The 23,252-nt window shown below is 70.1% G+C and carries 24 protein-coding genes; 5 read left to right on the top strand and 19 right to left on the bottom strand.

The genetic code is table 11. The features are described from left to right. Positions 1–20: 20 nt before the first annotated feature. Positions 21–383, bottom strand: a complete 363-nt coding sequence (locus ACWCSV_RS08155; protein WP_451139704.1) for a DUF1330 domain-containing protein — start codon at positions 381–383, stop codon at positions 21–23. Further along, complete coding sequence (locus ACWCSV_RS08150; protein WP_451139702.1) at positions 380–757, bottom strand: nuclear transport factor 2 family protein; 378 nt, start codon at positions 755–757, stop codon at positions 380–382. Before ACWCSV_RS08150 ends, ACWCSV_RS08155 begins: the two co-directional genes overlap by 4 nt. A gap of 117 nt (positions 758–874) precedes the next feature. On the opposite strand from ACWCSV_RS08150, the gene ACWCSV_RS08145 reads away from it, so the two are divergent. Continuing rightward, entirely contained in the window at positions 875–1,654 is a 780-nt protein-coding gene (locus tag ACWCSV_RS08145; RefSeq protein WP_451139700.1) for a helix-turn-helix domain-containing protein, read from the top strand. A 55-nt stretch (positions 1,655–1,709) separates the two neighbouring features. Here the strand turns inward: ACWCSV_RS08145 and ACWCSV_RS08140 are convergent, their stop codons facing one another. The 14 genes from ACWCSV_RS08140 to ACWCSV_RS08075 are packed head-to-tail and all read right to left on the bottom strand — an operon-like array spanning position 1,710 to position 15,307. Continuing rightward, a complete protein-coding gene (locus ACWCSV_RS08140; protein ID WP_451139698.1) occupies positions 1,710–2,990 on the bottom strand; it encodes a hypothetical protein in 1,281 nt (426 codons plus the stop codon). Positions 2,991–3,009: 19 nt separating this feature from the next. Further along, positions 3,010–3,807 (bottom strand): hypothetical protein, encoded by a 798-nt coding sequence (locus tag ACWCSV_RS08135; RefSeq protein ID WP_451139696.1) that lies wholly within the window; start codon positions 3,805–3,807, stop codon positions 3,010–3,012. Positions 3,808–3,854: 47 nt separating this feature from the next. Next, complete coding sequence (locus ACWCSV_RS08130) at positions 3,855–4,385, bottom strand: hypothetical protein (protein WP_451139694.1); 531 nt, start codon at positions 4,383–4,385, stop codon at positions 3,855–3,857. A 56-nt stretch (positions 4,386–4,441) separates the two neighbouring features. Further along, positions 4,442–5,158, bottom strand: a complete 717-nt coding sequence (locus ACWCSV_RS08125; RefSeq protein ID WP_451139692.1) for a hypothetical protein — start codon at positions 5,156–5,158, stop codon at positions 4,442–4,444. Beyond that, positions 5,155–5,676: a hypothetical protein gene (locus tag ACWCSV_RS08120; RefSeq protein ID WP_451139690.1), complete on the bottom strand. Its 522-nt coding sequence runs from the start codon at positions 5,674–5,676 to the stop codon at positions 5,155–5,157. The genes ACWCSV_RS08125 and ACWCSV_RS08120 overlap by 4 nt, the downstream gene beginning before the upstream one ends. Further along, a complete protein-coding gene (locus tag ACWCSV_RS08115) occupies positions 5,673–6,941 on the bottom strand; it encodes an MCE family protein (RefSeq protein ID WP_451139688.1) in 1,269 nt (422 codons plus the stop codon). The genes ACWCSV_RS08120 and ACWCSV_RS08115 overlap by 4 nt, the downstream gene beginning before the upstream one ends. Continuing rightward, positions 6,938–8,095, bottom strand: a complete 1,158-nt coding sequence (locus ACWCSV_RS08110; protein WP_451139686.1) for an MCE family protein — start codon at positions 8,093–8,095, stop codon at positions 6,938–6,940. Before ACWCSV_RS08110 ends, ACWCSV_RS08115 begins: the two co-directional genes overlap by 4 nt. Continuing rightward, positions 8,092–9,294, bottom strand: a complete 1,203-nt coding sequence (locus ACWCSV_RS08105) for an MCE family protein (RefSeq protein WP_451139684.1) — start codon at positions 9,292–9,294, stop codon at positions 8,092–8,094. The genes ACWCSV_RS08110 and ACWCSV_RS08105 overlap by 4 nt, the downstream gene beginning before the upstream one ends. Before the next feature lie 2 nt (positions 9,295–9,296). Then, positions 9,297–10,316: an MCE family protein gene (locus ACWCSV_RS08100; RefSeq protein ID WP_451139682.1), complete on the bottom strand. Its 1,020-nt coding sequence runs from the start codon at positions 10,314–10,316 to the stop codon at positions 9,297–9,299. Continuing rightward, positions 10,313–11,344, bottom strand: coding sequence for an MCE family protein (locus ACWCSV_RS08095; RefSeq protein WP_451139680.1), 1,032 nt, complete (start codon positions 11,342–11,344; stop codon positions 10,313–10,315). Before ACWCSV_RS08095 ends, ACWCSV_RS08100 begins: the two co-directional genes overlap by 4 nt. Further along, positions 11,341–12,648 (bottom strand): MCE family protein, encoded by a 1,308-nt coding sequence (locus ACWCSV_RS08090; protein WP_451139678.1) that lies wholly within the window; start codon positions 12,646–12,648, stop codon positions 11,341–11,343. The genes ACWCSV_RS08095 and ACWCSV_RS08090 overlap by 4 nt, the downstream gene beginning before the upstream one ends. Next, on the bottom strand, positions 12,648–13,451 hold the full coding sequence (locus ACWCSV_RS08085) for an MlaE family ABC transporter permease (RefSeq protein WP_327179132.1): 804 nt from the start codon (positions 13,449–13,451) through the stop codon (positions 12,648–12,650). The genes ACWCSV_RS08090 and ACWCSV_RS08085 overlap by 1 nt, the downstream gene beginning before the upstream one ends. Before the next feature lie 3 nt (positions 13,452–13,454). After that, complete coding sequence (locus ACWCSV_RS08080; protein WP_451139676.1) at positions 13,455–14,315, bottom strand: MlaE family ABC transporter permease; 861 nt, start codon at positions 14,313–14,315, stop codon at positions 13,455–13,457. Next, positions 14,312–15,307 (bottom strand): ABC transporter ATP-binding protein, encoded by a 996-nt coding sequence (locus ACWCSV_RS08075; RefSeq protein ID WP_451139674.1) that lies wholly within the window; start codon positions 15,305–15,307, stop codon positions 14,312–14,314. The genes ACWCSV_RS08080 and ACWCSV_RS08075 overlap by 4 nt, the downstream gene beginning before the upstream one ends. A 940-nt stretch (positions 15,308–16,247) precedes the next feature. Between ACWCSV_RS08075 and ACWCSV_RS08070 the strand changes: the two genes are divergently transcribed. Next, positions 16,248–17,180: a hypothetical protein gene (locus ACWCSV_RS08070; protein WP_451139672.1), complete on the top strand. Its 933-nt coding sequence runs from the start codon at positions 16,248–16,250 to the stop codon at positions 17,178–17,180. Positions 17,181–17,306: 126 nt separating this feature from the next. On the opposite strand, the gene ACWCSV_RS08065 is transcribed toward ACWCSV_RS08070, so the two are convergent. From ACWCSV_RS08065 to ACWCSV_RS08055, 3 genes are all read right to left on the bottom strand, one after another. Beyond that, positions 17,307–17,861: a hypothetical protein gene (locus tag ACWCSV_RS08065; protein WP_451139670.1), complete on the bottom strand. Its 555-nt coding sequence runs from the start codon at positions 17,859–17,861 to the stop codon at positions 17,307–17,309. Positions 17,862–17,917: 56 nt separating this feature from the next. Next, positions 17,918–19,444 (bottom strand): DUF6801 domain-containing protein, encoded by a 1,527-nt coding sequence (locus ACWCSV_RS08060; protein ID WP_451139668.1) that lies wholly within the window; start codon positions 19,442–19,444, stop codon positions 17,918–17,920. A gap of 156 nt (positions 19,445–19,600) precedes the next feature. Beyond that, positions 19,601–20,176: a hypothetical protein gene (locus ACWCSV_RS08055; protein ID WP_451139666.1), complete on the bottom strand. Its 576-nt coding sequence runs from the start codon at positions 20,174–20,176 to the stop codon at positions 19,601–19,603. A gap of 806 nt (positions 20,177–20,982) precedes the next feature. Here ACWCSV_RS08055 and ACWCSV_RS08050 point away from each other — a divergent pair. The 3 genes from ACWCSV_RS08050 (at position 20,983) to ACWCSV_RS08040 (ending at position 23,250) form a co-directional block, all read left to right on the top strand. After that, the gene (locus ACWCSV_RS08050) at positions 20,983–22,203 is read left to right on the top strand and encodes a PucR family transcriptional regulator (RefSeq protein ID WP_450775451.1); all 1,221 of its coding nucleotides are present in this window, start codon (positions 20,983–20,985) and stop codon (positions 22,201–22,203) included. A 198-nt stretch (positions 22,204–22,401) separates the two neighbouring features. Beyond that, complete coding sequence (locus ACWCSV_RS08045; RefSeq protein WP_450775453.1) at positions 22,402–22,665, top strand: hypothetical protein; 264 nt, start codon at positions 22,402–22,404, stop codon at positions 22,663–22,665. Positions 22,666–22,776: 111 nt separating this feature from the next. Next, positions 22,777–23,250, top strand: coding sequence for an SCP2 sterol-binding domain-containing protein (locus ACWCSV_RS08040; RefSeq protein WP_451139664.1), 474 nt, complete (start codon positions 22,777–22,779; stop codon positions 23,248–23,250). The last annotated feature ends 2 nt before the right edge of the window (positions 23,251–23,252 follow it).

The raw sequence follows: 23,252 nt of genomic DNA, 5'->3' as shown, positions 1-23,252 counted from the left end.
GCGGGTCGCGGATCCTCCTCCTACTGGGGGGCGTCCTGGGACGGGAACAGCTGCCGGATCTTGCCGGCGGCGCGGTAGTCGTCCCCCACTCCCTCGACCACCGCGACCATGGAGGTCGCGTGCTCGGTGCGGAGCGGCAGGATCGCCTGGTAGGCGGGCGACTCGTACCACTCCTGCGCGGCGGCGGTGTCGGGGAACTCCAGCACCACGAGGTCACCGTCCCACTCCCCCTCGTGCGCGACGAGCCGTCCGCCGTGCACCAGGAAGCGACCGCCGTACGGGGCCATCGTGCCTTCGATCCGCTCGATGTACTCCGCTATGTCCGGGCCGAGTTCGACGTTTCTCAGGTAGCCGATCGCGTATCCGCGAGGCGGCGCGGTCATGCCGGCACCTCGTCCAGGAAGCCGCGCACGTCCTTGATCCGTCCGGACTCGTCCCGCACCAGGACGTCGAAGCCGATCACCAGCGGTTCGGCTCCCGGGAGGCCGAGGCCCCAGCGGAACCGCAACTGCCGGTGGTGCGCGTCCGCCTCACCGACCTGGGTGAACACCAGCCCCGGGAACTGTTCCCGGACTCCGTCGACGACCGTCGCGATCCCCTCGTGGCCGGAGACCTCGGCCAACGGATCGGTGTACGTCACCTCGGGCGACCAGTGCTCGGAGAGCAGCTTCGCCCTCTCCTCGCCGCTCGCGTTCCAGGTGGCCAGGTACCGCTGGACCGTGTCTGTCGCGCCTGGCGTGTCTGCGGTGTCCGCCATGTCCGTCTCTCCGTTCGTCCGGTTCGGCCGATGCCGGAATCCTGGCCCGGACGGGTCTGCGGAGCCATGACTCCGGAGGTCATGGCCCCTCGGACGCACGCTTCTAGACTCGCGGACATGAGGATCGCCACCGAAGGACCGCCCCCCGGAGCGCTGTTGCGGATGTGGCGCGAGCGACGCCGTTTCAGCCAGCAGGAGTTGTCCAACCACTCCCGGGTGTCCACGCGGCACCTCAGCCGGGTGGAGAACGGCAGGGCCCACCCGACCCCGGAGATGATCGTGCGTCTCTCCGAGAGCCTGGACGTGCCGCTGCGGGACCGCAACGGCATCCTGCTGGCCGCCGGTTACGCACCGCGCTACCGGGATCTGCCATGGGAGGACGTGTCGGTCGAGGTGGTGATGGACGGCCTGCGCCGGCTCCTCGACGCGCATCTGCCCTACCCTGCGCTGCTCCTGGACGATCACTGGGACATCGTCGACGCCAATGCCGCCGCTCACGGACTGCTGGCCGGGTGTGCGCCGGAACTGCTGGAGCCGCCGGTCAACGTGGTCCGGGTCTGTCTGCATCCGGACGGGCTGGCGGGCCGGATCGGCAACTTCGAGGAGTGGGGCAGCCATCTGCTGCGCCAGGTGCGCCACCGCGCCGAGCGCACCCACGACCGACAGCACCGGGCGCTCGCCGTGGAGATCGCCGGGTACCTCGACGCCTCCGACGCCTCCGTTCCGGTGGCGGGACCGGTGATCACCCTCAGCATCGAGGTGGACGGGGCCCCGCTCCGGTTCTTCAGCACGTCCGCCACCCTCAGCACCGCCACCGATGCCGCCCTGGACGGGCTGCATCTGGAGACGTTCCTGCCGGCCGACGAGGAGACCCGGCGCCGATTCGGCCGGCGGTGAACTGGGCCGGCACCGGCCCGGTCAGCGGTGACCTGGGCCGGCACCGGCCGCAGCCTTACGCCGTCGCCCCGTCGGTCGGGGCGGCACACGGGTCGCCGGTGGCCTCGGGGCCGGCGGCGGGGTCGGCGGCCGGGTCCGTGCAGCCTGGCTCGGGGCCGGTGGTGGCGGGGGCGGTGGGCTCGGTCGTCGCCGGGTCCGTGGGGTCGGTGGTGGCCGGGTCCGTGGGGTCCGTCGTGGCGGAGTCCGTCGGGTCGGGCGTCCCGGTGCCGGTCGGGTCCGGGGTCGTGTTGGGGTCGGGCGTGGTGCTCGGATCGGGCGTGGTGCCGGGGTCAGGGGTGGTGCCGGGGTCCGGTGTCGTGCTGGGGTCCGGGGTGGTGCCGGGGTCGGGCGAGCCGGACGGGGTGGGAGTGGGCGAGGCGGACGGGCGGGGGCTGCCGGAGGGCTGGGGGCCGATGATGATGGTGCCGGGGCCACCGACCGGGGCGGACGGTTCGGTGGGGCCGCCCGCGCCGGGGGTGGTGGGCAGGGGGCCCTGGCCGTCCGGGACCGGGTGGGCTCCGTCGCCGTAGTACGCCATCCAGGACAGCACCGTGCGCAGGTAGGTGTCCGAGTGGTTGTAGCTGAGGATCGCGCGGTCGAGGTCGGCGCCGACGGAGAGGTTGCGGGTCCCCGCGCAGAGGTAGCGGCCGGCGGCGAGCGTCGCGTCGTAGACGTTGCTCGGGTTGCGGAGGCCGTCGCCGTTGCCGTCCTGGCCCCAGTGGGCCCAGGTCGACGGGATGAACTGCATCGGCCCGACGGCCCGGTCGAAGGTGCGGTCACCGTCGTAGGCGCCGTTGTCGGTGTCCGGGATGTCGGCGAACCCGGCGCCGTTCAGTACGGGGCCCAGGATCGGGGAGAGGGTCGTACCGGCCTTGTCCACCCTGCCGCCCGCGGCGTGCCCGGACTCCACCTTGCCGATGGCGGCGAGGAGTTGCCACGGCAGCCGGCAGGAACCGTCGGTCCGGGCGACGGTGGCCCCGGCCTTGCGGTACGCCGCGAGCACGGTCGCCGGGATGCCCGCCTCGGCCCAGGCGCGGACCACGGCGGGGGTCTGCTTCACGCCCGGCTTCGGCGGCACCGGCGGAGTCGGCGACTCCAGGGGCGGCAGTTCGGTGTGGTACGAGTCGTCGTTGGGCACGTGCGTCCAGACCACCTCGTCGGTGGCCACGTTCTTCGCCTCGTCCTGGTGCGCGGCACCCGCGAAACCCGGTGCCTGCGAGGCCGTGAGTGCGGCCATCGCGGCGACGGCCGTGGCCGTGCCGGTGAGTCCGCGCCGCATGGAGCCGTTGAACCTCATCTGTCCGTCTCTCCCCGGGTCACTGGGTGAAGGTGTCGATGGCCGCGATGCGCCAGCGGCCGTCGCTGCGGACCGCGTCCACGGCGAACATGGCCGCGGCGTAGGTCGTCTCCTCCTTGGCGCCGGTGCGGGTGTTGCTCTGGTCGGCGAAGACGAGAAGCCTCGCCCGGTCGCCGTCGAGCCGCTCGACCGCGCTCTCGGTGACGGTCGTGGTGAGGACGAGCTTCTGCTCGGGGGCCTGCTCCCGTACCTCGGCGAGCATGTCCTGGTGCTGCCGCACCGCCTTGCCGGTCAGGTAGGTCTTGGCGGCACGGTCGGACTTCTCGGTGGAGGCGTAGTCGTAGCTGAAGACGGCGCCGACCGCCTCGGTGATCTGTCCCTTGACCTCGCTGGTGCGGGCGATGTCGGTGAGCGCGGTGTTACGGCGGCCGGGGTCGTCGCGGAGGGTGGCGGCGGAAGTGAACGCCCAGGCGGCGAAGACACCGAGCAGCACGGTGAGTACGCAGAGGAGGGCGGGGAGGCTGATACGGAGGCGGCGGGACCGGCGTTCCGGGGACTCGGCCTCCGCCTCCCGCTCGGCCGGGGAGTCGGCGTCCTCCGCCTCGGCCCCGTCGGACGCGTCGGACTGCTCCGGGTCGTCGGCCGGATCTCCGTCCTGCGGAACGCCACCACCCGCGTCGGCGAGATCCGTGGTGTCCGTCTCCTCACCCGTCGGCGAGGCCGTCGGCGAGGAGGTGGCGTGGGGCGCGGTGGTGCGGTCGGCGGCGACGGTGGCCAGTCTGCGCTGCCGGTTGACGAGGTGACGGGTCGTCGACATGTCCGGGGTTCCTCTCGGGGTGGGGCGGGGTGGCGGGGCCGGCGGCGTCAGCCGGCGGTGTTGCCGACGGGCGCCTGGCCGAGGGCGCTGAGCTTCCACCCCTGGGAGGTCCGGGTGAGCTGGCCGAGCATCCGGCTCTCCTTCACCGCCGGGTCGCCCTCCGGCGCGGTGACGGTGACGCGAAGGGCCACCATCAGGCTCGCCTTGCCGGCCCGTTCGTCCAGTTCGGTCACGGCACCGGAGAGCACCTGGGCGGAGCTCTTCGTCTTCGCCGTCTCGATCTGCTTCACGAACGCGTCCCGCCCGTCGACGAGTTGCTGGTGGAGGTCTCCGGTCGTGGAGTCCTCCCAGCTGTCCAGTCCCTCCTGGAGCCGGGAGTGGTCGAGCGTGTTCATGTTCTGCACGGCCTGCTCGCCCGCCGCGAGGGCGTCGTCGCGTGCCTGTGCGTACGAGGCGGAGTCGTCGTGCGCCGCCTCGTACCAGGACCAGCCGCCCCAGCCCGCCGCGACCGCCGCCACGAGTGCCAGCGCACTCGCCGCCCGCACCAGCGGGTTCGTCGCCTTGATCGACCGTGCCATCGCTGCCTCTCCCCTGCCGGCCACCGTGCGGGCCGGCACCGTGTCGCTGTGCCTCGTCACCTGGAGGTGATGTCGACGATCTGCCAGACGCCGTCCTGCTGGTGGGCGGTGATGGAGAGCTGGGCGGCGGCCGTGGTGGCGGCCTTGCCCTCGCGCTCGTACACCTGGTCCAGGAAGACCAGCAGGTGGGCGCTGTCGCCGGTGAGCCGGGTGACCCCGGCGCGCACGACGTTGGTGGTGAGCGTCAGCTTCTGGTCGGCCGCCTGCTTCTCGACCTGGCCGAAGAGCTCCGCGTACTGCTTGAGCGCCGCTCCCGCCAGCAGGTGCTGGGCGGCGGTCTTCGTCGCGGCGGTGGTGCCCGGCGCGTACGAGAAGACCGTGGCGAGGGCGTTGCTGACGTCACCGGTGACGCGGTCGGTGGCGGCCGTGTCGGTCAGGGCCTGGTTGGCGGTCGCGGGGGTGTCCCGGATCTGCCGGCCGCGTACGAAGAGGCCGGCTCCGGCGGCGATCAGCAGGACGACCAGGACGCCCGCGAGGACGCGACGCCAGCGGTTCCCCGTACCGGGCGAGGCGCCGGGCGCGCCGTCCTCGGGGGGCGTGGCTTCCTCCGTGGAGCCGCCTGCGCCCCGGGGACCGGGCGCCTTGGTGGAGGTGGGTGCTGCCTCGGTACGCTCCTCCACGTCCTGGCCGGTAACGCTCACCGCCGCTGCCTCTCCGCCGTCGTGCTCGTCCCTGTCGTGCGGGGCCGCCGTGCCCGTCCGCGCCGCGCTCATGTGGCCGCTCCGACCGGGATGGCGGTGAGCGCCTTGACCTTCCAGCCGTCGCCCGTACGCTCCAGGGCGGCCTCGAACCGTTTGCGTTCGGTGCCGGCCGCTCCGGTGCGCGGGGTCACCTTCACCTCGACGGTGGCGATCAGTTGCGCCGTGCCGCCGCGTTCGTCCAGGGCGGTGAGCGCCGCGTCGGTGACCGTGCCCCTGGCACTGGTCCCGGCCGACCGGAACGCGGCCGCGTCCTTGGTGCGGGTGCTCTTCAGCTGGTCGTGGAGCGGTCCGGTGGTGACGCTCAGCCAGCCGTCGAGCCCGGCGTCGATCTTCGCGGCGTCGGTCCCGTCCATGCTGTTCAGCCGGGCCAGCCGGCTCCGCCCGGCGGCGAGGGCGGCGTCCCTGCTCTTGGCGTACGAGACGGATTCGTCGCTCCGGGCCGCCGCGTACGACCAGCCGCCCAGCGCGCAGACGAGCACGGCGGCGAGGAGGACCGCCCAGCCGGTGAGGTTCTTCGCCCGCGTGCTCATGCGCCTCCCCCCAGTCCCAGCAGCCCGGCCATGGCGGTGGTCGAGTCCGTCGAGGAAGTGGCGGAGAGGGAACCGGCGGACAACGCTCCGGGGAGGATCGTGTCCGACGCGGAACCGGTCAGGGTCGTCACCGGCTTCACCGGGTCGGGGACCGCGCCGCCCTTCGGAGCGTTGGCCGGACCCCGCACCTCGACGCCGGTGCCGGGGGACGCGGTGCAGCGCGCCTTGGTGTTGACCGCGGGCCCCTTGGTGGTGTCGAGGCCGTTGCGGTAGACGGTGTCGCCGTATCCGGCGGTGCAGGGCAGGGGTTCGAAGAAGGTGACGGCCATGCCGAACCGTGCGCCGTCCTCGTCCACCACGCTGGCCCCTGCGGCGGCCACGGCGGGCAGCTTCACCAGGAGTTCCTCGATGCCGCGCTGGCGGGTGACGGCGACCTCGGAGGTGGTGAGGAGGTTGGCGACCACCACACCGAAGCCCGGGTCGAGGTCGCGCATGAGCGCGCTGAGCTGGGTCGTGGCACCGGGGGTGGCGGCGATCAGCCGGCGCAGATCGCTGTCGGAACCCTTCAGTTCGGCGGCCAGGTCCTTCGCCCCGTCGGCGAAGCCCTTGAGCGCGTCGCCCTGTTCGGCCTGGGTGCGCAGGACCGTCTCGCCGTCCTGCATCAGCTTGATGTTGGCGGGGAGGGCCTTGTCGGCGGCGTCGACGAACTCGCTGCCGGTGTCCAGCAGGACCTGGAGGTCGTCGCCCCGTCCGGCCAGCGCGGTGCCGAACTCGTCGACCACGGTGCGCAGCGATTCCAGGTCCACCGAGGACGCCAGGTCGTTGACGCTGACGAGTACGTCGGTGGGGGGTGCGGGGATGGTGGTGTCCGCCTGGTCGATCACCGATCCGTTGCCGAGGAACGGGCCGGTGGAGCGGGTGGGGCGCAGGTCGACGTACTCCTCGCCGACCGCCGAGAGGTTGGCGACGACGGCGGTGAGGCTGTCGGGGATGGGCGGGGAGTCGTTGTCGATGCGCAGTTCGGCCTCGACGCCCTCGTCGGTGAGCTCGATGGGGCCGACCCGGCCCACCGAGACGCCCCGGTAGGTGACGTTCGAGTGGGTGAAGAGCCCGCCGGTCTGCGGCAGTTGGACGGTGACGGTGTAGTAGTCGCGCAGCCCGACATAGTGGCCGAGGTCGGCGTAGCGGACGCCGAGGAAGCCGAGGACGAGCACCGAGATCACGAGGAAGGCGATGTTCTTGAGACGGATGGCCGTGGTGATCATCGGTCGCTCCCTGTGCTCGAAGCGGTCACCGGGGGAAGCGGCAGGGGCAGGGAGGCGAGGGAGGCCGTCTCCGCCGTCGGGGTTTCCGGGGTGGTCGTCGCGTTCGGGTCGTACGGCGGGATGATCTGGGAACCGGGGGCGGCGGTCATGTCCAGGTAGACGTTGAGGTAGTCGCCCTTGACGCCGCGCAGGACCTCGTCGGTGAACGGGTAGGTGGCGAGCACCTGGAGGGAGTCGGGCAGCGCGTCGCCGGAGTCGGCGAGCGCCTTGAGGGTGGGCGCGAGGGCCTTGAGGTCGGCGATCATGTCGGCCTTGCTCTTGTTGATCGTGTCGACGGCGACGGTGGACAGGGTGTCGAGCGAGCTCAGCATGGTCAGCAGCTGGCCGCGCTGCTCCTCCAGGACCTTGAGGCCCGGGCTGAGGCCGGTGAGGACGGTGCCGACGTCCTGCTTGCGGGCGGCGAGGGTGGCGGCGAGCCGGTTGACGCCGTCGAGGGCCTGGGTGATGTCCTCCTTGTGGTCGTCCAGGTCGGTGACGAGGGTGTCGACCCGCTGGAGCATCGACCGGATCTCCGGCTGCTGTCCGGTGAGCGCCTTGTTCAGCTCGGTGGTGATGGTCTTGAGCTGGCTGACCCCGCCGCCGTTGAGGAGCAGGGAGAGCGCGCCGAGGACCTCTTCGACCTCCGGGTTGCGGTTGGTGCGGTCGAGCGGGATGCGGTCGCCGTCCGCGAGGGCGCCCTCGGCCCTGCCTTCGGCGGGCGGGGAGAGCTGGACGAACTTCTCGCCGAGGAGGCTGGACTGTTCGAGGTGGGCGAGGGCGTTGGCGGGGAGGCCGACGCTCCCGTTGATCCGCATGGTGACCTTCGCGGTCCAGCCGTCCTGGCCCAGCGCGATGTCGGTCACCCGGCCCACCGCCACGTCGTTGACCTTGACGGAGGACTGGGGGGCGAGGCTGAGTACGTCGGCGAACTCGGCGGTGATCTCGTACGGGTGGTCGCCGAGGTCGGCGCCGCCGGGCAGCGGGAGCTGCTCGATCCCGTTGAACGACGGTGCGTCGACCTGGGTGACGACGAGGACCAGGGCGACGCCCACCGCGGCCACTCCGGCCGCCCCTGCGATCACCCGGCCCCTGGGTCGGTACGCGGCCCTGCTCATCGGCCGGCCTCCTTCTCTTCGGTACCGGACGTGTCGGTACCGGACCGGTCGGTACCGGTGGCCGTCTTCTCGGGCGTGCCGTAGACGGTGCCGACGGCGGGGAGCGGCAGGACGGGCAGTTCCGCCTGGCGGGAGGCGTCCACCGCGGCGAGTCCGCTCAGGGTCGCCGCGCCGCCGCTGCCGGATGCCGTGGTGCCGGTCGTCGCGGCGCCGGACGAGGGCTGGTCGGGGAAGTAGCCGCCCATGCTCAGCTCGTTGAGGTTGGTCCGTCCGTCCAGGGTGCGATTGACGGGGTCGTACGCGTTGACGAGGTTGCCGGCCGTGAGCGGGAGGGTGTCCAGGGACTCGGCGAGCGAGGCCCGTTGGTCGACGAGGATCTGGGTGAGCGGGACGAGCGCGTCCACGTTGGTCTTGAGCGACTCGCGGTTGTCCTCGATGAAGGTCTTCACCTGGCCGAGGGCGGTGGAGAGTTCGGCCAGGGCGGCACTGAGGTTCTCCTTGTCCTCGGCGAGGAAGCCGGTGACGGAGTTCAACTGCTGTTCGGCGGAGCGGACTTCGCCGTCGTTGTCCTTGAGCATGGTGGTGAAGGACTGGAGGTAGGACAGGGTGTCGAAGAGGTCCGTGCTGCTCTTGTCGAGGGTCTTCGTCGCCTTGCCGAACTGCTCGATGGAGTCGCCGATGGCCTTGCCGTTGCCGTCGAGGTTCTTGGCTCCGGTGTCGAGGAGCCGGGCCAGCGCCCCGTTCGCGTTGGCGCCGTCCGGGCCGAGCGCGGTGGAGAGTTCGGTGATGGAGGCGTAGAGCTGGTCGACCTCGACGGGTGCGGCGTTGCCGTCGGCGGGGAGCACCGCGCCGTCGGCGAGGGTGGCGCCGCCAGTGTAGGCGGGCGCGAGCTGGATGTACCGGTCGGCGACGAGGCTGGGGGCGACGAGCACCGCGTGCGCCCCTTCGGGGACCTTGATGTCCTTGTCGACGCGGAGGGTGACCCGCACCTGTTCGCCGCGCGGTTCGACGGAGGTGACGCTGCCCACCTTGACGCCGAGGATGCGCAGGTCGGAGCCTGGGTAGACGCCGGTGGCCCGGTCGAAGTACGCGGTGACGGTGGTGGTGCCCTCCTGGTCGAGGGCCATCACTCCGGAGGTCGCCGCGACGGCCACGACCGCGAGTCCCGCGCCGATGCCGATGACGCGCGTGAGTCTCATCTTCAGCTGCCCCCTTCCTGTTTGGGCGGCATGCATCCGGTGGCCGGGGTCGCGTCGGCCGGCAGGTAGTTCTTGGGCACGACCCCGCAGACGTAGTTGTCGAACCAGCGGCCGTTGCCGAGGGTGTTGCCGACGAGCCGGTTGTAGTCGCCGGCCATCGAGAGGACCTTGTCGAGGCTGTCCTCGTTCTTCACCAGGACGGCGGTGACCCTGCCGAGCGCGTCCAGGGTGGGCTTCAGCTGCTTGTTGTTGTCCTGGACGACGCCGGTGAGCTGGATGCCGAGGTTCTTGGTGCCGGTGAGCAGCTGGTGGATGGAGTCCCGGCGGGCCTGGATCTCGCCCAGCAGGAGGTTGCCGTCCTTCAGCAGCGTCTCGAAGGAGCTCTCCTTGGAGGAGAGCGTCCTGGTGAGCTGCTTGCTCGCCTTGAGCAGGGTGGCGAGTTCCGCGTCGCGCGCGGAGACCGTGCGGGAGAGCGCGGAGAGGCCGTCGGCGGCGCTGCGGACGTGGGCCGGGGAGTCCTTGAAGGTGTCGGAGATCGCGTCGAAGCTCGCGGCGAGCTGGTCGGTGTCGATCTCGTCGATGGTCTCGCCGAGTCCGTTGAACGCCTGGGTGACGTCGTACGGGGAGGTGGTGCGGTCGGCCCCGATGCGGTGGGACGGGTCCTGGGAGGTGGTGCCCAGCGGGTCGACGGCGAGGTACTTGTCGCCGAGCAGGGTCTTGACGGCGATGCCGACGGTGCTGGAGTCCCCGATCCAGGCGTCCTTCACCCGGAAGGTGACCTTGACCTTGGCGCCGTCGAGCGTGACGCCGGTGACCTCGCCGACCTTCACGCCGGCGATGCGGACCTCGTCGCCGTCGGAGAGCCCGGCGGACTCGGAGAAGTCTGCGGTGTAGGTCGTGCCGCCGCCGACGAGGGGCAGCGCGTCGGCGTGGAAGGCGGCGAACCCGACGAGGCCGAGGACGACGAGCCCTGCGACCGAGACGGCGACGGGGTTGCGTTCCCTGATGGGGGTGATGTTCACGCCGTGCACCTCGGTTCGGTGATCGCGATGCCGGTGGGCGGCGTGCTGCCGTCGCTGGTGGTGACCCCGGAGACCTCGGCCTCGCAGAGGTAGAGGTTCATCCACGACCCGTACGAGGTGAGGCGGGTGATCGCCTCCATCTTGGCCGGGGTCTTCGCCAGGAAGTTCTCGATCTCCGGTGTGGCGTCGCCGAGTTGGTCGGAGAGTCGGCCGACCTGCTTGATGCTGTCCTTGAGGGGCCCCCGGCCGTCCTCGAACAGGTCGGCGGTGACGGTGGTGAGCGCGCCCATCGCGGTGACGGCCTCGCCGAGCGGCTTGCGGTCCCCGGCGAATCCGGTGACCAACTGCTGCAGTGTGTCGACCAGTTCGGTGAACCCGGCCTCGCGGTCGTTGACGGTCTTCAGCACCTCGTTGAGGTTCTTGATCACCTCGCCGATGACCTTGTCCTTGGCGGCGACGGTCGTGGTGAGCGAGCCGACGTGGCTGAGGATGCTGTCGACCGTGCCGCCCTCCCCCTGGAGCACCTGGACGATGGAGCCGGCCAGCTCGTTGACGTCGGGCGGCGAGAGGCCCTCGAAGAGCGGCTGGAAGCCGTTGAAGAGCTGGGTCAGGTCGAGCGCGGGCGTGGTGCGGGCGAGCGGGATGGTGGCTCCGGCCGCGAAGCTCCGGCCGACGGGTCCGGCGCCCTGGTCGAGGTCGATGTAGCGCTGGCCCACCATGTTGAGGTACTTGATGGACGCGGTGACCGAGGCGGGGAGCGTACGCCCCTTGCGCACGGCGAACCGGACTTCGGCGACCCGGCGGTCGGCGAGGCCGATGGACTCGACATGGCCGACCTTGACCCCGGCGATGCGGACGCTGTCGCCGACGACGAGCCCGGTGGCGTCGGTGAACCGGGCCTTGTACGAAGTGGTGTCCCCCACACCGGTATTGGCGATGGAGAGGGCGAGCACGGTGGTCGCCAGGGTCGTGACCAGGACGAAGACGATCGATTTCGTGAGGGGTCCCGCGAGGGAGCGGCGCTTCACTTGAGCTTCACCTCCGCACCGCGGAAGGCCGGACCGATGAGCACGCTGCTCCAGTCGGGCAGGTCCTGCGGCTGGACTTTCAGTGTGGGAGCGACGAGTTCGTTGACGAGCGCGCTCTCCTCGGGGGAGTTGGCGACGCCGAGGGAGCGTTCGCCGGCGGCCGTGCCGGTGGCGCCGTCGCCGGCCGCGGGGTCGGCGCCGGTGTCCGTTCCGGTGTCCGCCGCCACCAGGGTCTCGGCGGTGGGGGCGGTGGCGCCCAGGTACGGCACGGTGTAGCAGTGCGGGCCGCCGGTGGCCGTGTAGCCCGGGGTGTCGCGGCCGGCGACGTACTTCCCCTTGGACGGGACGGTCTTGAGGGTGACGTGCAGGCCGGGCTGGTCGGTGCCCTTGCCGAGCGCCTTGTCCATGGCGGGCACCATGCCGGCCATGGTGCGCAGGGTGCAGGGGTACTCGTCGGCGTACTTCGCGAGGAGTTCGAGGGTGGGACGGCCGGAGGCGGAGAGCCGGATGAGGTTGTCCTTGTTCTTCCGCAGGAAGGCGGTGACGTCCCTCGCGGAGGCGGTCGTCGTCCCGTACAGGCCCGCGAGTTCGGCCTCCTGGTCGGCGATGGTGCCGCTGGTGGTGGTGAAGTCGGTGAGCGCGTCGACGACGTCCGGCGCCGCGTCCGCGTAGACCGAGCTGACCTTCACCAGCTCCTGGATGTCCCGGTTGAGCGTGGGGAGCTGGGGGTTGAGCTTCTTCAGGTGGGCGTCCAGGGTGACGAGGGTGTCGCCGAGCTTCTCGCCGCGTCCTTCGAGCGCCTGGGAGACGGCCGTGAGGGTGGCGGAGAGCTTCTCCGGCTTCACTGCGGTGAGCAGCGGCAGGACGTTGTCGAGCACCTGCTCCAGCTCGATGGCGTTGCTGGACCGGTCCTGCGGGATGACCGCCCCGGCGCGCAGCGGCTCCCCGGAGGGCACCTGTGGCGGTACGAGGGCCACGAACCGCTCCCCGAAGAGGGTGGTGGGCAGCATCTGCGCGGTGACGTCGGCGGGGACCTGGTGCAGCTTGTCGGGGTCGATGGCGAGGGTGAGCCGTGCCCCGTCGCCGTCCGCGCTGATGGAGCGGACCTGGCCGACGACGACGCCGCGGAGCTTGACGTCGGCGTTGTCGTGCATCTCGTTGCCGACCGAGCCGGTGCGTACGGTCACGGTGGCGTCGTCCTGGAAGTCCTTCTCGTACACCGAGACCGAGACCCACACCAGCACGGCGGGCACCAGCAGGAAGGTGACCCCGGCGGCTCTGCGGCGTACCGTCTGCGCGTTCATCAGCCGGCCACCTTCACGGTCGTCGTGGCGCCCCAGATGGCGAGCGAGAGGAAGAAGTCGGTGACGCTGATCAGCACGATCGCGTTGCGCACCGAGCGGCCCACCGCGATGCCGACCCCGGCGGGGCCGCCTTCGGCGCGGAAGCCGTAGTAGCAGTGGGCGAGGATCACCAGCACGCTGAAGATCAGCACCTTGAGGACGGAGAGCAGCACGTCGTCCGGGGAGAGGAAGAGGTTGAAGTAGTGGTCGTAGGTGCCCTCGGACTGGCCGTTGAAGAGGACGGTGACGTACCGGGAGGCGACGTACGAGGAGAGCAGCCCGATCGCGTAGAGCGGGATGATGGCGACGACGCCCGCGATGATCCGGGTGGTGACGAGGTAGGGCATCGAGCGGACGCCCATCGCCTCCAGCGCGTCGACCTCCTCGTTGATCCGCATCGCGCCGAGCTGGGCGGTGAAGCCGGCGCCGACGGTCGCGGAGAGCGCGAGTCCGGCCACCAGGGGGGCGATCTCACGGGTGTTGAAGTAGGCGGAGATGAAGCCGGTGAAGGCGGAGGTGCCGATCTGGTTGAGGGCGGCGTACCCCTGGAGGCCGACGACGGTCCCGGTGAAGAGCGTCATGGCGATCATCACGCCGATGGTGCCGCCGATGACCCCGAGGCCGCCGCTGCCGAAGGCGACCTCGGCGAGGAGGCGCTGCACCTCCTTGGTGTAGCGGCGCAGCGTGCGCGGGATCCAAATCAACGCACGTACGTAGAAGTTGAGTTGGTCGCCCGAGCGGTCGAGCCAGCTGAGCATGGACATCGGTCAGCCCCCCTTCGCGGGGACGATCTGGAGGTAGACCGCCGTGAGGACCATGTTCACGAAGAACAGCAGCATGAAGGTGATGACGACGGACTGGTTCACCGCGTCGCCTACGCCCTTGGGACCACCGCGCGGGTTGAGGCCGCGGTAGGCGGCGACGATGCCGGCGAGGAAGCCGAAGATGAGGGCCTTGAACTCGCTGATCCAGAGGTCGGGCAGCTGGGCGAGCGCGGAGAAGCTGGCGAGGTAGGCGCCGGGGGTGCCGTCCTGCATGATCACGTTGAAGAAGTAGCCGCCGAGGGTACCGACGACCGAGACCAGGCCGTTGAGCAGCAGGGCGACGAACATGGTGGCGAGGACGCGCGGGACGACGAGGCGCTGTACGGGCGAGACGCCCATGACCTCCATCGCGTCGAGCTCCTCGCGGATCTTGCGGGAGCCGAGGTCGGCGCAGATCGCGGAGCCGCCGGCGCCCGCGATGAGCAGCGCGACGATGAGCGGGCTGGCCTGCTGGATGACCGCGAGGACGCTGGCGCCGCCGGTGAAGGACTGGGCGCCGAGCTGCTGGGTGAGCGAGCCGACCTGGAGGGCGATGACCGCGCCGAACGGGATGGAGACGAGCGCGGCGGGCAGGATGGTGACGCTGGCGATGAACCAGAACTGCTCGATGAACTCCCGTGCCTGGAAGGGGCGTCGGAAGACGGACCGGGTCACCGCGATGCCGAGGGCGAAGAGCTTGCCGGTCTCCCGCAGCGGTGCGAGCAGCCGCGAGGGCTGCTTCTGCGCCGGCTGCGGGGATGGTACGGGCGGGGGTGGCGGCTTCTGCGGCGGCTCGGCCGGCCGCACCGGTATCTCTGCGGTCACGGGCGCGCACCGCCGGTGGCCGCGGTCTGGCTGCGCAGGATGGCGTGCTGGGCGGCGACCGGCAGCTGGTGCATCATCGCGGCGACCCGCTCGCGGCGGCGCAGGGCGCCCTGCCGTACGGGCATCCCGGGCGAGGGTTCCAGCTGCGGGACGACACCGCGCGGCCCCTGGCCGGCGTAGCCGCCCGGGCCGTGACCGTCGGACGCCTCGGCGGCGAGCAGGGCGGCGTCCTTCTCCTCGGACATGCCGATGGGCCCCTCGCGGCGGCCGGAGAGGAACTGCGAGACCACCGGCAGGTCGCTGGTGAGCAGCACCTCGCGCGGGCCGAAGGTGACGAGGTTGCGGGAGAAGAGCATCCCCATGTTGTCGGGGACGGTGGCCGCGATGTCGAGGTTGTGGGTGACGATCAGCATCGTCGCGTCGATCTGCGCGTTGAGGTCGATCAGGAGCTGCGAGAGGTAGGCGGTGCGCACCGGGTCGAGGCCGGAGTCCGGCTCGTCGCAGAGGATGATCTGCGGGTCCAGGACCAGGGCGCGTGCCAGGCCGGCCCGCTTGCGCATGCCGCCCGAGATCTCTCCGGGCAGCTTGCCCTCCGCTCCGAGGAGGCCGACGATGTCGATGCGCTCCATGACGATGCGACGGATCTCGGATTCCGTCTTGCGCGTGTGCTCGCGCAGCGGGAAGGCGATGTTGTCGAAGAGGGACATCGAGCCGAAAAGGGCGCCGTCCTGGAACATGAGCCCGAAGAGTTTCCGGGTCTCGTAGATGTCCCGCTCGGGGCTGTTCACCATGTCGACACCGTTGATGAGGACGCGTCCCCGTTCGGGCTTGAGGAGCCCGATGATGGATTTCAGGAACACGGTCTTCCCGGTGCCGGACGGCCCGAGCATGACACTGACCTCACCGGCGGGAAGCGTGAGTGACACATCCTGCCAGATGTTCTGTCTGCCGAAAGACTTGGTAAGGCCTTCGACGACGACTTCGATTCCCATCCCACCTCCTGCATGCACTCACGAAGTGACAGAAATGCGCCGACGGGCGCACGTTAAGTTCACGGACGCCACCAGGACAAGCCCTCGAACAGTCAAGAGGCCAAAGATCGGCACACTTGTCATCGAGTGACAAAACCCGGTGGCAATCTTGTTCTTTCCTGCGTACTCACCACGGACGGCGCAGGCGGGGGATCCCCGCCCCGTGAAGCCGGGGTCGAGGTGCCCCCGAGGGGCGAGAGTCCGGGCCGCAGGGGGGTGGCGGGACGGTGGGCTCCCGGGAGGGACGACCGGTGCGGCGGGCCGCTCCGGTATCCGATCCCGCACGTGACGGCGGAGACCCGCACACTTTGCCGGGTGCTCACGGGGCGAGGCTACGGGCGGGTAACCTGGCAGGCAATACGCGTCGTCCAAGTTTTCCCGGCCAAACCTACGGCCCCGTATTTCTGCGCGAGAAGTGAGCAGTCCGGCCGTCAGAACTGTTCCCGGGTGACAATTTTCCCGTCACCCGACCCTCCGTCCGGTCGCATCCCCGCACGTCACGCCCGCCCCGTGCGGTATGCACCGGCCGAACGACCCTCACAAACGGAAACCCAGGCTCCGCATTTCACGGGACGAGCTCTCCGCTCACCATCTGACAAGAATGGCCGGATAAGCACTCACCCAGACACGAGAACAAGGCCGCCTTCGATGAATGTCAAACGCCGCCATTGTGCACCGGTGTGACCCGCCAGTAACGTCACGGCTCGGTGATAAGAGCGGAGCCACTCGGGAGCAGATCCCACCGATTCAGCGCTCATTTCACCGTAGCGATTCTCGTCGCCGCCGGAGCCGCTTCCCTCGGCGGACGTACCGCCCGTTCTCGGCGCCCGTTCCGGGGCGCTTTCCGAGCAACTCCGCGCATGCCGCCGACCCAACGGCGGCTGCCGTCAAAGGGGATGACATGAGAGCCACTTCGAACCGGACGCGCATGGGACTGCTGGCCGGCCTCACCGCCCTCGGCGCCTTCGCCTCCATGGGGTCCGCAACCGCCGCCACGACCCTCAACGGCAACTGGGCCTCCTTCACCCGGTGCCCGGTGGACTCGGCCGCCATGCTGGCCGCCGACGGCGCCACGGACACCGCGGTCTGCGTTTCCTCGCACTCCGCGAGCGGCACCATCAAGCTCGGCAACACCGTGGTCCCGTTCGGCGCGAGCGACCTCCAGCTCGGCGTGGTGACCCACCCCAACAACGCCTCGACGGCGGTCTCTCCGGCCGGCGGCGCCCTGGTCGCGGCACCGGCGGACATCCCCGGAGGTCTCCTCGGGCTGATGTGCCCGAGCGACATCTTCGTGATCACCGGCATCTGCAACAGCCTCGCCGACGTCAACCTCAACCGGGTGACGGCCACCATCGAGTCCGTCAACAACCCCTCGGACTTCAAGCTCCTGGCCGGCCTCGGCACCACCACGCCGATCATCACCCTGCCGGTCCGCATCCACCTGACGAACCCGCTGCTGGGTGACAACTGCTACATCGGCAGCTCCTCCAGCCCGATCCTGCTGCACCCGAAGAACTCGACGCTGCCCACGGTCGGCTCCTTCCAGTTCAACGGGGACGGCTCCGACAACCCCGAGGGCGTACTGGGCCGCATCAGCCTCGCGGGCGCCACCCAGTCGGACACCACCTTCGCCGCCCCCGGCGCCAGCGGGTGCGGTGCCGGGCTGCTCAACTGGGCCGTCAACCTCAAGACGGGCCTGCCCGCCGCGTCCGGCACCAACAGCCTGACGCTGAACAACGCGCAGACCAACGTCGTCACCATCAACGACCCGGGCGCCGCCGCCCCGAACGCCGGCAAGGACCTCTCCCGGTACTGGCACTCGGCCGTGAAGTAGGGCCTTCCGTCGGGATCGGGCTGGGCTCAGCCCGATCCCGACGGCCCTGACTCTCCCCGCACGGCCGTACGACAGTGGGGCCACCCTCGGTTCGAGGGTGGCCCCACTGTCGTACCTGTCCTCCCGTTACGAGACCTGGATGGCCTGATGCGGGGTGATGGCGTAGTCGGCGCCGAGAACGGTCGGATCACCGGCCCGGATCAGGCCCAGGCAGTTGGCGGCGCTCGCCGTCATGGTGGAGCCGTCGATGACCAGGCGCCCGGTGTCGTTCTCGTAATGGCCGGTCAGGTTGCCCCCGAAGGTCGCCGTGCAACCGATTCCGGTCATGCGGAAGGCCAGCCCGCTCACGGAGACGCCGACCCGGTCGGGCCGGCCGGCCACCGCTCCCGTCGCGGTGAGCGGCCGGGCGCCCGACGTCAGTGTGAAATCGAAGGTGAGGCCGGCAAGATTGCAGCCGCTGACCGTCACGGTGTTCACCGTACCGATCACGCTCCCCGAGGGATTCGGGACGAGGGAGCCGGCCACGTCGGTCGTGGTGCAGTAGAGCGTCATCAGGGGCCAGTTCACGTACCCGTCCGAGTGCCCCGAGAACGCACCACCGGGGGTCACCACGTAGGAGGACTGACTCGTCGCCGACGCGGATGTCGCCGTCAACGCCATCGCCGCGGACAGTGCGGCCACGAGCGCGCCGGTGTTTCTCCTTCGTCTCCTCACGAGTACGGATCACCTTGACCGGGTCAGTCGGCTGTGGGGGTGGGGGTGCCCGGCAGGGCGGGGATCCTCGGCGGGCAGTTCCTCACCTCCGGGTCCGCGTCCGGGACGCACATGTTGGCCTGGTTCATCGCGATGGTGTTTCCGGGCCCGGATATCGACGCGGTGAACAACGCGTCCAGATCCTCACCGCCGGTTCCGCAACCGGAGAAGGCGGGGATGTCCACCGTGCCGTCGAGCGGTCCGCCGTCCAAGACGTTCAGGTAGGGGTTTCCATTCGTGAAGTCACCGCGGAGCACCACCTTGTAGGGGTGCGCGGTCCGGCAGTCGGAACCCACGTCGAGCGGTACGCCGTTCACCTTCACGTCGTACAGCCGCATGGACTGCTGGAAACTGGCTACCGCGAACGGGTTGATGTGCAAGAGGTCCGTAGCCAGCTGGCCCGTGGAGACGGTAAGAGGCCCGGTGTCGAACGCCACCTTGGCGGAGACAGGCTGGAACCCGAACGCCAGGAACGTCGACTCCGCGTCGGGCAGGTCGAGACGGGCGATCGAGCTGAGCACGAGGTACTGGCCGCCTTCCGACGTGGGCGGGCGGTTCATGACCTGCCTGTTGGCAAGCGCGGAGATCAACGCAGGCTCCTTCTCCGGATCGTTGATGATCACGGACCCGTTCAGTTTCTTGATGGTGGCGAGCCCCACCGCGTATCCACAGACCCTCTGGCCGGGCAGATTGAGCTTGAAGGGCGGTGCGCCCGGGGGCATCGGCGGGACATCGCTGATGTCCATGTCTCCCTGGGGCACGACATCGGGGCAGGACGTGTCGACGGGGGGCAACGGCGGCTCCTCCCCCGGGTCGCCCGGGTCCTCCCCGCCGCCCTCCCCGGGGTCGGTCTCCCCACCCGGGTCCGGTGTCTCCGGTGTCCCCGCGTCCGGGACCTGGACCGTCGCCAGCAGGCCCGACCCGCCCTCGGACCGGTCGCAGGTCAGGGTCGTCGGATCGGCCGGCGTCTCCTCGCCCTCGACGGCAGGGATGCCCAGTCCGAGGGTCAACCGGCCTGCGGTCAGGGCGACGTCCCCGGCCGCGCTGACGGTGATCGAGGGCACCTCACCCGTGTGCGTCAGCCGGACCTTCCCGTTCTCGTCGCCGGCGAGCGGCGTTGCGGGCGCGACGAACTGGGCCCACTGCGCCTGGGCGGTCTGGTCGTTCTGCACGACATCCACGTCGAGCGTCGCGGTGCTGACGACCTCGGTGGCTCCCTCCGGCAACAGCGGGGCGAGATCGGCGGCCTCGAAGTCAGCCGTCATGCTCACGTCCGCGGGTGACATCGGCACGTCCACCTCACCGGTGACCGGAAACGTCCCCCTTACCTCCAACGGCACCTGAACCGTGCCCGATGGCAGCTCACAGTCGTACGTCACCACGGCACTGGCGTCCACGTCGTCGGCCGCCGACCCCGGACCGCTCAGCAGTCCGGCGAGGGTGGCGACGGCCGCGACGGATGCCAGACGTACGGATCGCCGCGAGGCGGTCGCCGATGTCTTCTCGCTCATCCTGGTCCTGTCTTCCGCTGGGATCGTGAAGTGCTGCCCGCTCCCGCGCGGACCGTGCCCGTCGGACACCGACCGACCGCGGAACGCACGATCCGGGCCGACGGCGGCAGGGTCGCTGCTCACCGTCGGCCCGGAGGCTCATGTGCCGCGCGGGTACTAGGAGATCACCGGGTGGGTGTTCACCAGGTAGTTGCCGGTGAAGGCGGCCGCGTCGTTGACGTTGATGAGGCCGAGGCAGTTCGCGGCCGTGGCCTTGAGCGTGCCGGTGCCGTTCAGGCCCAGGATCCAGGTGGTGTTGTTGTAGGTGCCGTTGACCGTGCCCGCGAAGGTCGCGGTGCAGCCGGTTCCGGTGATCTTCGCCGAGACGTTGCTGACGTTGCCGGTCACGATGCTGCCGCTCTTGGACAGCGCGTTGATGTTCCACGGCGTGACGGCCATCGACACGGTGAAGGGCAGCCCAGCCAGATTGCAGCCGGTGAAGGAGATCGTGGCGATGGTGCCGACCGTGTTGGTGGTGCTCGACGCGAGGTTGCCGGTCGCGGTGCTGGACGTGCAGAAGAGCGAGGCGGCCGGGACGCTCAGCGTCGGACCGGAGGCGGTGGCGGAGTAGGCGCCGGACGGGGTGACCGTCCACGGTGCCTGGACACCGGCCGAAGCGGACGAGACGGTCATGCCGAGGGCGGCGCCACCGGCGGCGAGGACGACGGCGGCTCTACGGGCAAGGGTGTTCACGATGGATTCCCTTCGGGGGAGAGTATCCCGATCCGGACATACTCGTCTCCGGAAAGAGGCGGCATTCCGGGGGGACAAGGGTGGTGTGAAGTGGCGGCCCGCCCTGACGGACCGCTCGACCGCTTGCGTTCGTCGATGACGCTACGGGCGGGTAACGTGCCTCCGCAACAGCCTTGCTGAAGAAATTCCGGAAGAGTGTTTTTCGGCCGGTCTTTTATTGGTCGGCGAGCAAGCGCCGGCCGCGCGTCGTCCGGTTCTTGTCGAGAAGTGAGCAACCGCGCGGTCCTCGAGATCGTGTCACCAGCCCCCACCGGGCCGGCCCGTGCCCCCATTGCTCACAACTTCCCATGTCAGAGCGGGATGCCGGACAGGAGGGGGCCCGGCCTGATGAGGGCTCGGCACCGGCGCACCCGATGATTGATGATTGATCGGTCCGACATCGCTCCTCGGGCGGAATTAGTACGGACCGCCGAGGAATGCGTACCGCACCTTCGGATCTCTCCCGTTCCGGTAAAGAACCGCGAAATTGTGGCTCGCGTGCGCTATCACGCGGGCGGCGGCGACATTCCCGCGCGGAGCCGAGTCCAAGCCCTTCCAGGAAGAGGACTGACGGATTCCGGGTCACCAGTGGCTCAAAGTCGCCACCGGCATAGTCACTCCGGGTACTTCCCGTCGTCGCACCGGTGTCCACACGCTCGGACGTGCTCTATGTTCAAGATTCCAATGGGTACGCACCTGGCGGCATGTGGGAGCGCCCTCCCCTGCTCGCCGCCGTCGGGGCACGGGAGAGCTAGGGGTAAAGCAACATGCCGGCAGTCTCGCAGCCCTCGGACCTCGGGGAACCTCTGGGACCACTGCCCCAGGAGTTCGCCGCGATCGTCCGCCCCGAACTCCCGAGCCTCATCCGCGAGATAGGCCTGGAGGTCACCCGCGCCTACCCGGAGTACGCGCGGCTCTTCGACAGCCCGCACGGCGAAGGCATCCGGGTCGGCCTGGAACAGAGCATCTCCGTCTTCGTCGAACAGGTGGCGCGACCGTCCGCGCCCACCCCGTTGCGGGACGAGATGTGCCGGCGGTTCGGCCGGTTCGAGGCGTACGAGGGCAGGGGCCTCGACCAGCTCCAGGGGGCCTACCGCCTCGGTGCCCGTATCGCCTTACGGCGGGCGAAGAAGGTGGGGCGCCGCTACAACCTCTCCCCCACCATGATGCTGACCTTCGCGGACGCCCTGTTCACCTATGTCGACGAGCTCGAATCCCTCTCCCGCGAGGGGTACTTGGAGGTACGGGCCGCCACCGACGACCACACCGAGACGCTCCGGCGCCGCCTGCTGCACCTGATCCTCACGGGCCGCCCGGCACCCCGCAGCGCGATCGCCGAACTCTGCGAGCAGACCGGCTGGACCATGCCGGAGGAGGTGACCCTGGTCGCCCTGCGCCCCTCCCCCGACCTGGGACGTCTCGCGCTGGACCGCGACGTGCTGGCCGACCTGACGGACCCTCAGCCCAACATGCTCATCCCGGGCCCGATCGACGACGCGCGAAGACGCATGCTCGACCACGCGCTGCTGGGCGCACACGCGGCGGTCGGCCTGACCGTGCCGCCGTCCCACGCCCCGGACTCGATCCGCTGGGCCCGCAGGCTCCTTGAGCTGGTGGACACGGGGGTGATCGACGACGCCCCGCTGGTGCTGGCCGAGGACCACCTCATCACCCTGTGGCTGCTCTCCGACACGGCCCTGCTGGACCAGCTCTCGAAGCGGGAGCTGGCCCCGGTCTCCGCCCTCAGCGCCACCCGGCGGGAGCGGCTGATCGAGACACTGCGCATCTGGCTCGACACCCGGGGAACCGCTGCCCACATGGGCGAACTCCTCGACGTCCACCCACAGACGGTCCGTTACCGCATGCGGAGCCTGGAGTCCCTGTTCGGCGAGCAACTGGTCGACCCCGAGAGCCGTTTCTCCACCGAGGCCGTCCTGCGGGCGCTCCGCCTCCGCTCCCGCGGCGGCGACGGCACCCCACGACGGTGACAACCACCACAAACCGCGCGACGAGTCAACTTACCCCTGAGTAAGGGGAAATAGCCGGTCAGTCCCAAACGGTTGCGGCAACAAGACGGTTCCGGCGAGAAACCCGGACCCGTGTGCCGTACACAGGGAGACGCGGAGTGCCCTTCGGGGCGACCACGACCGTAGCGCCTCCTGCCGACCGACCGAGAGGGAACCCCCATGCCCGCCTCACACCTCCTCGTACCCGTTCCGATTCCGGACAGCGTCGCGGCGCTGATCGGCGCCTGTGTCCCGGCGCACGTGCTGCAGGCCGAGTTCGACGCCGACTGCGCGGCGCGCGAGGTCCGCAGGTTCCGCGGCCCGCTGCTGGGCGTCGAGGACCAGGCCGACCGCGAACAGGCACTCTCCGACCTCGCGCGCGCCAACAAGGTGCTCGCGGCCCACCATCCGGGGCTGACGGTCCGTCCGGGTCCCTGGTACTGAACACCCCGCCTCCCACGTCTCCGCAGGAGCCTCCCGCCGGGCGCTTGCGAACGGCATGACGACGGCCTTACCTTACTGAAAAGTAAGTTTACTCCGGAGTAAGGAAACGGCGTGGCCGACCACAGCAGCGGCGAGCTGACCGAGGAGCTGTCCCGGCTCGACTTCTCGGCCGTCTCGCCCGAGGAGTTCGCCCGGATCGTCAAGGGGCTGTCCGTCAAGCAGCTCGGCGAGGTGATGCACGGTGAACTCCGGACACGGATACTCCACGCGGTCTTCGACCGGATGCGGCAGCAGTTCAGGCCGGACGCGGCCGGGGGGCTCAAGGCCCTGATCCGCTGGAAGATCACCGGTGAGACCGAAGAGGTCTACGAGACGGCCATCGCCGACGGCAACTGCTCGGTCACCCGGGGCCGTTCGGCGGCCGAGCCCCGCACCACGCTGGTGATGGGCGACGCCGAGTTCCTCAAACTGGTCTCCGGCAACGGCAATCCGGTCACCATGTTCATGATGCGCAAGCTGAAGATCGCCGGGGACGTCGGTCTGGCCGCGGGCCTCACCCGCTACTTCGACATCCCGAAGGCGTGATC

This window comes from Streptomyces sp. NPDC001770 (assembly GCF_053596135.1).
The sequence above is the reverse complement of the archived record's forward strand: the minus strand, read 5'-3'. Positions and strand labels throughout refer to the sequence as shown.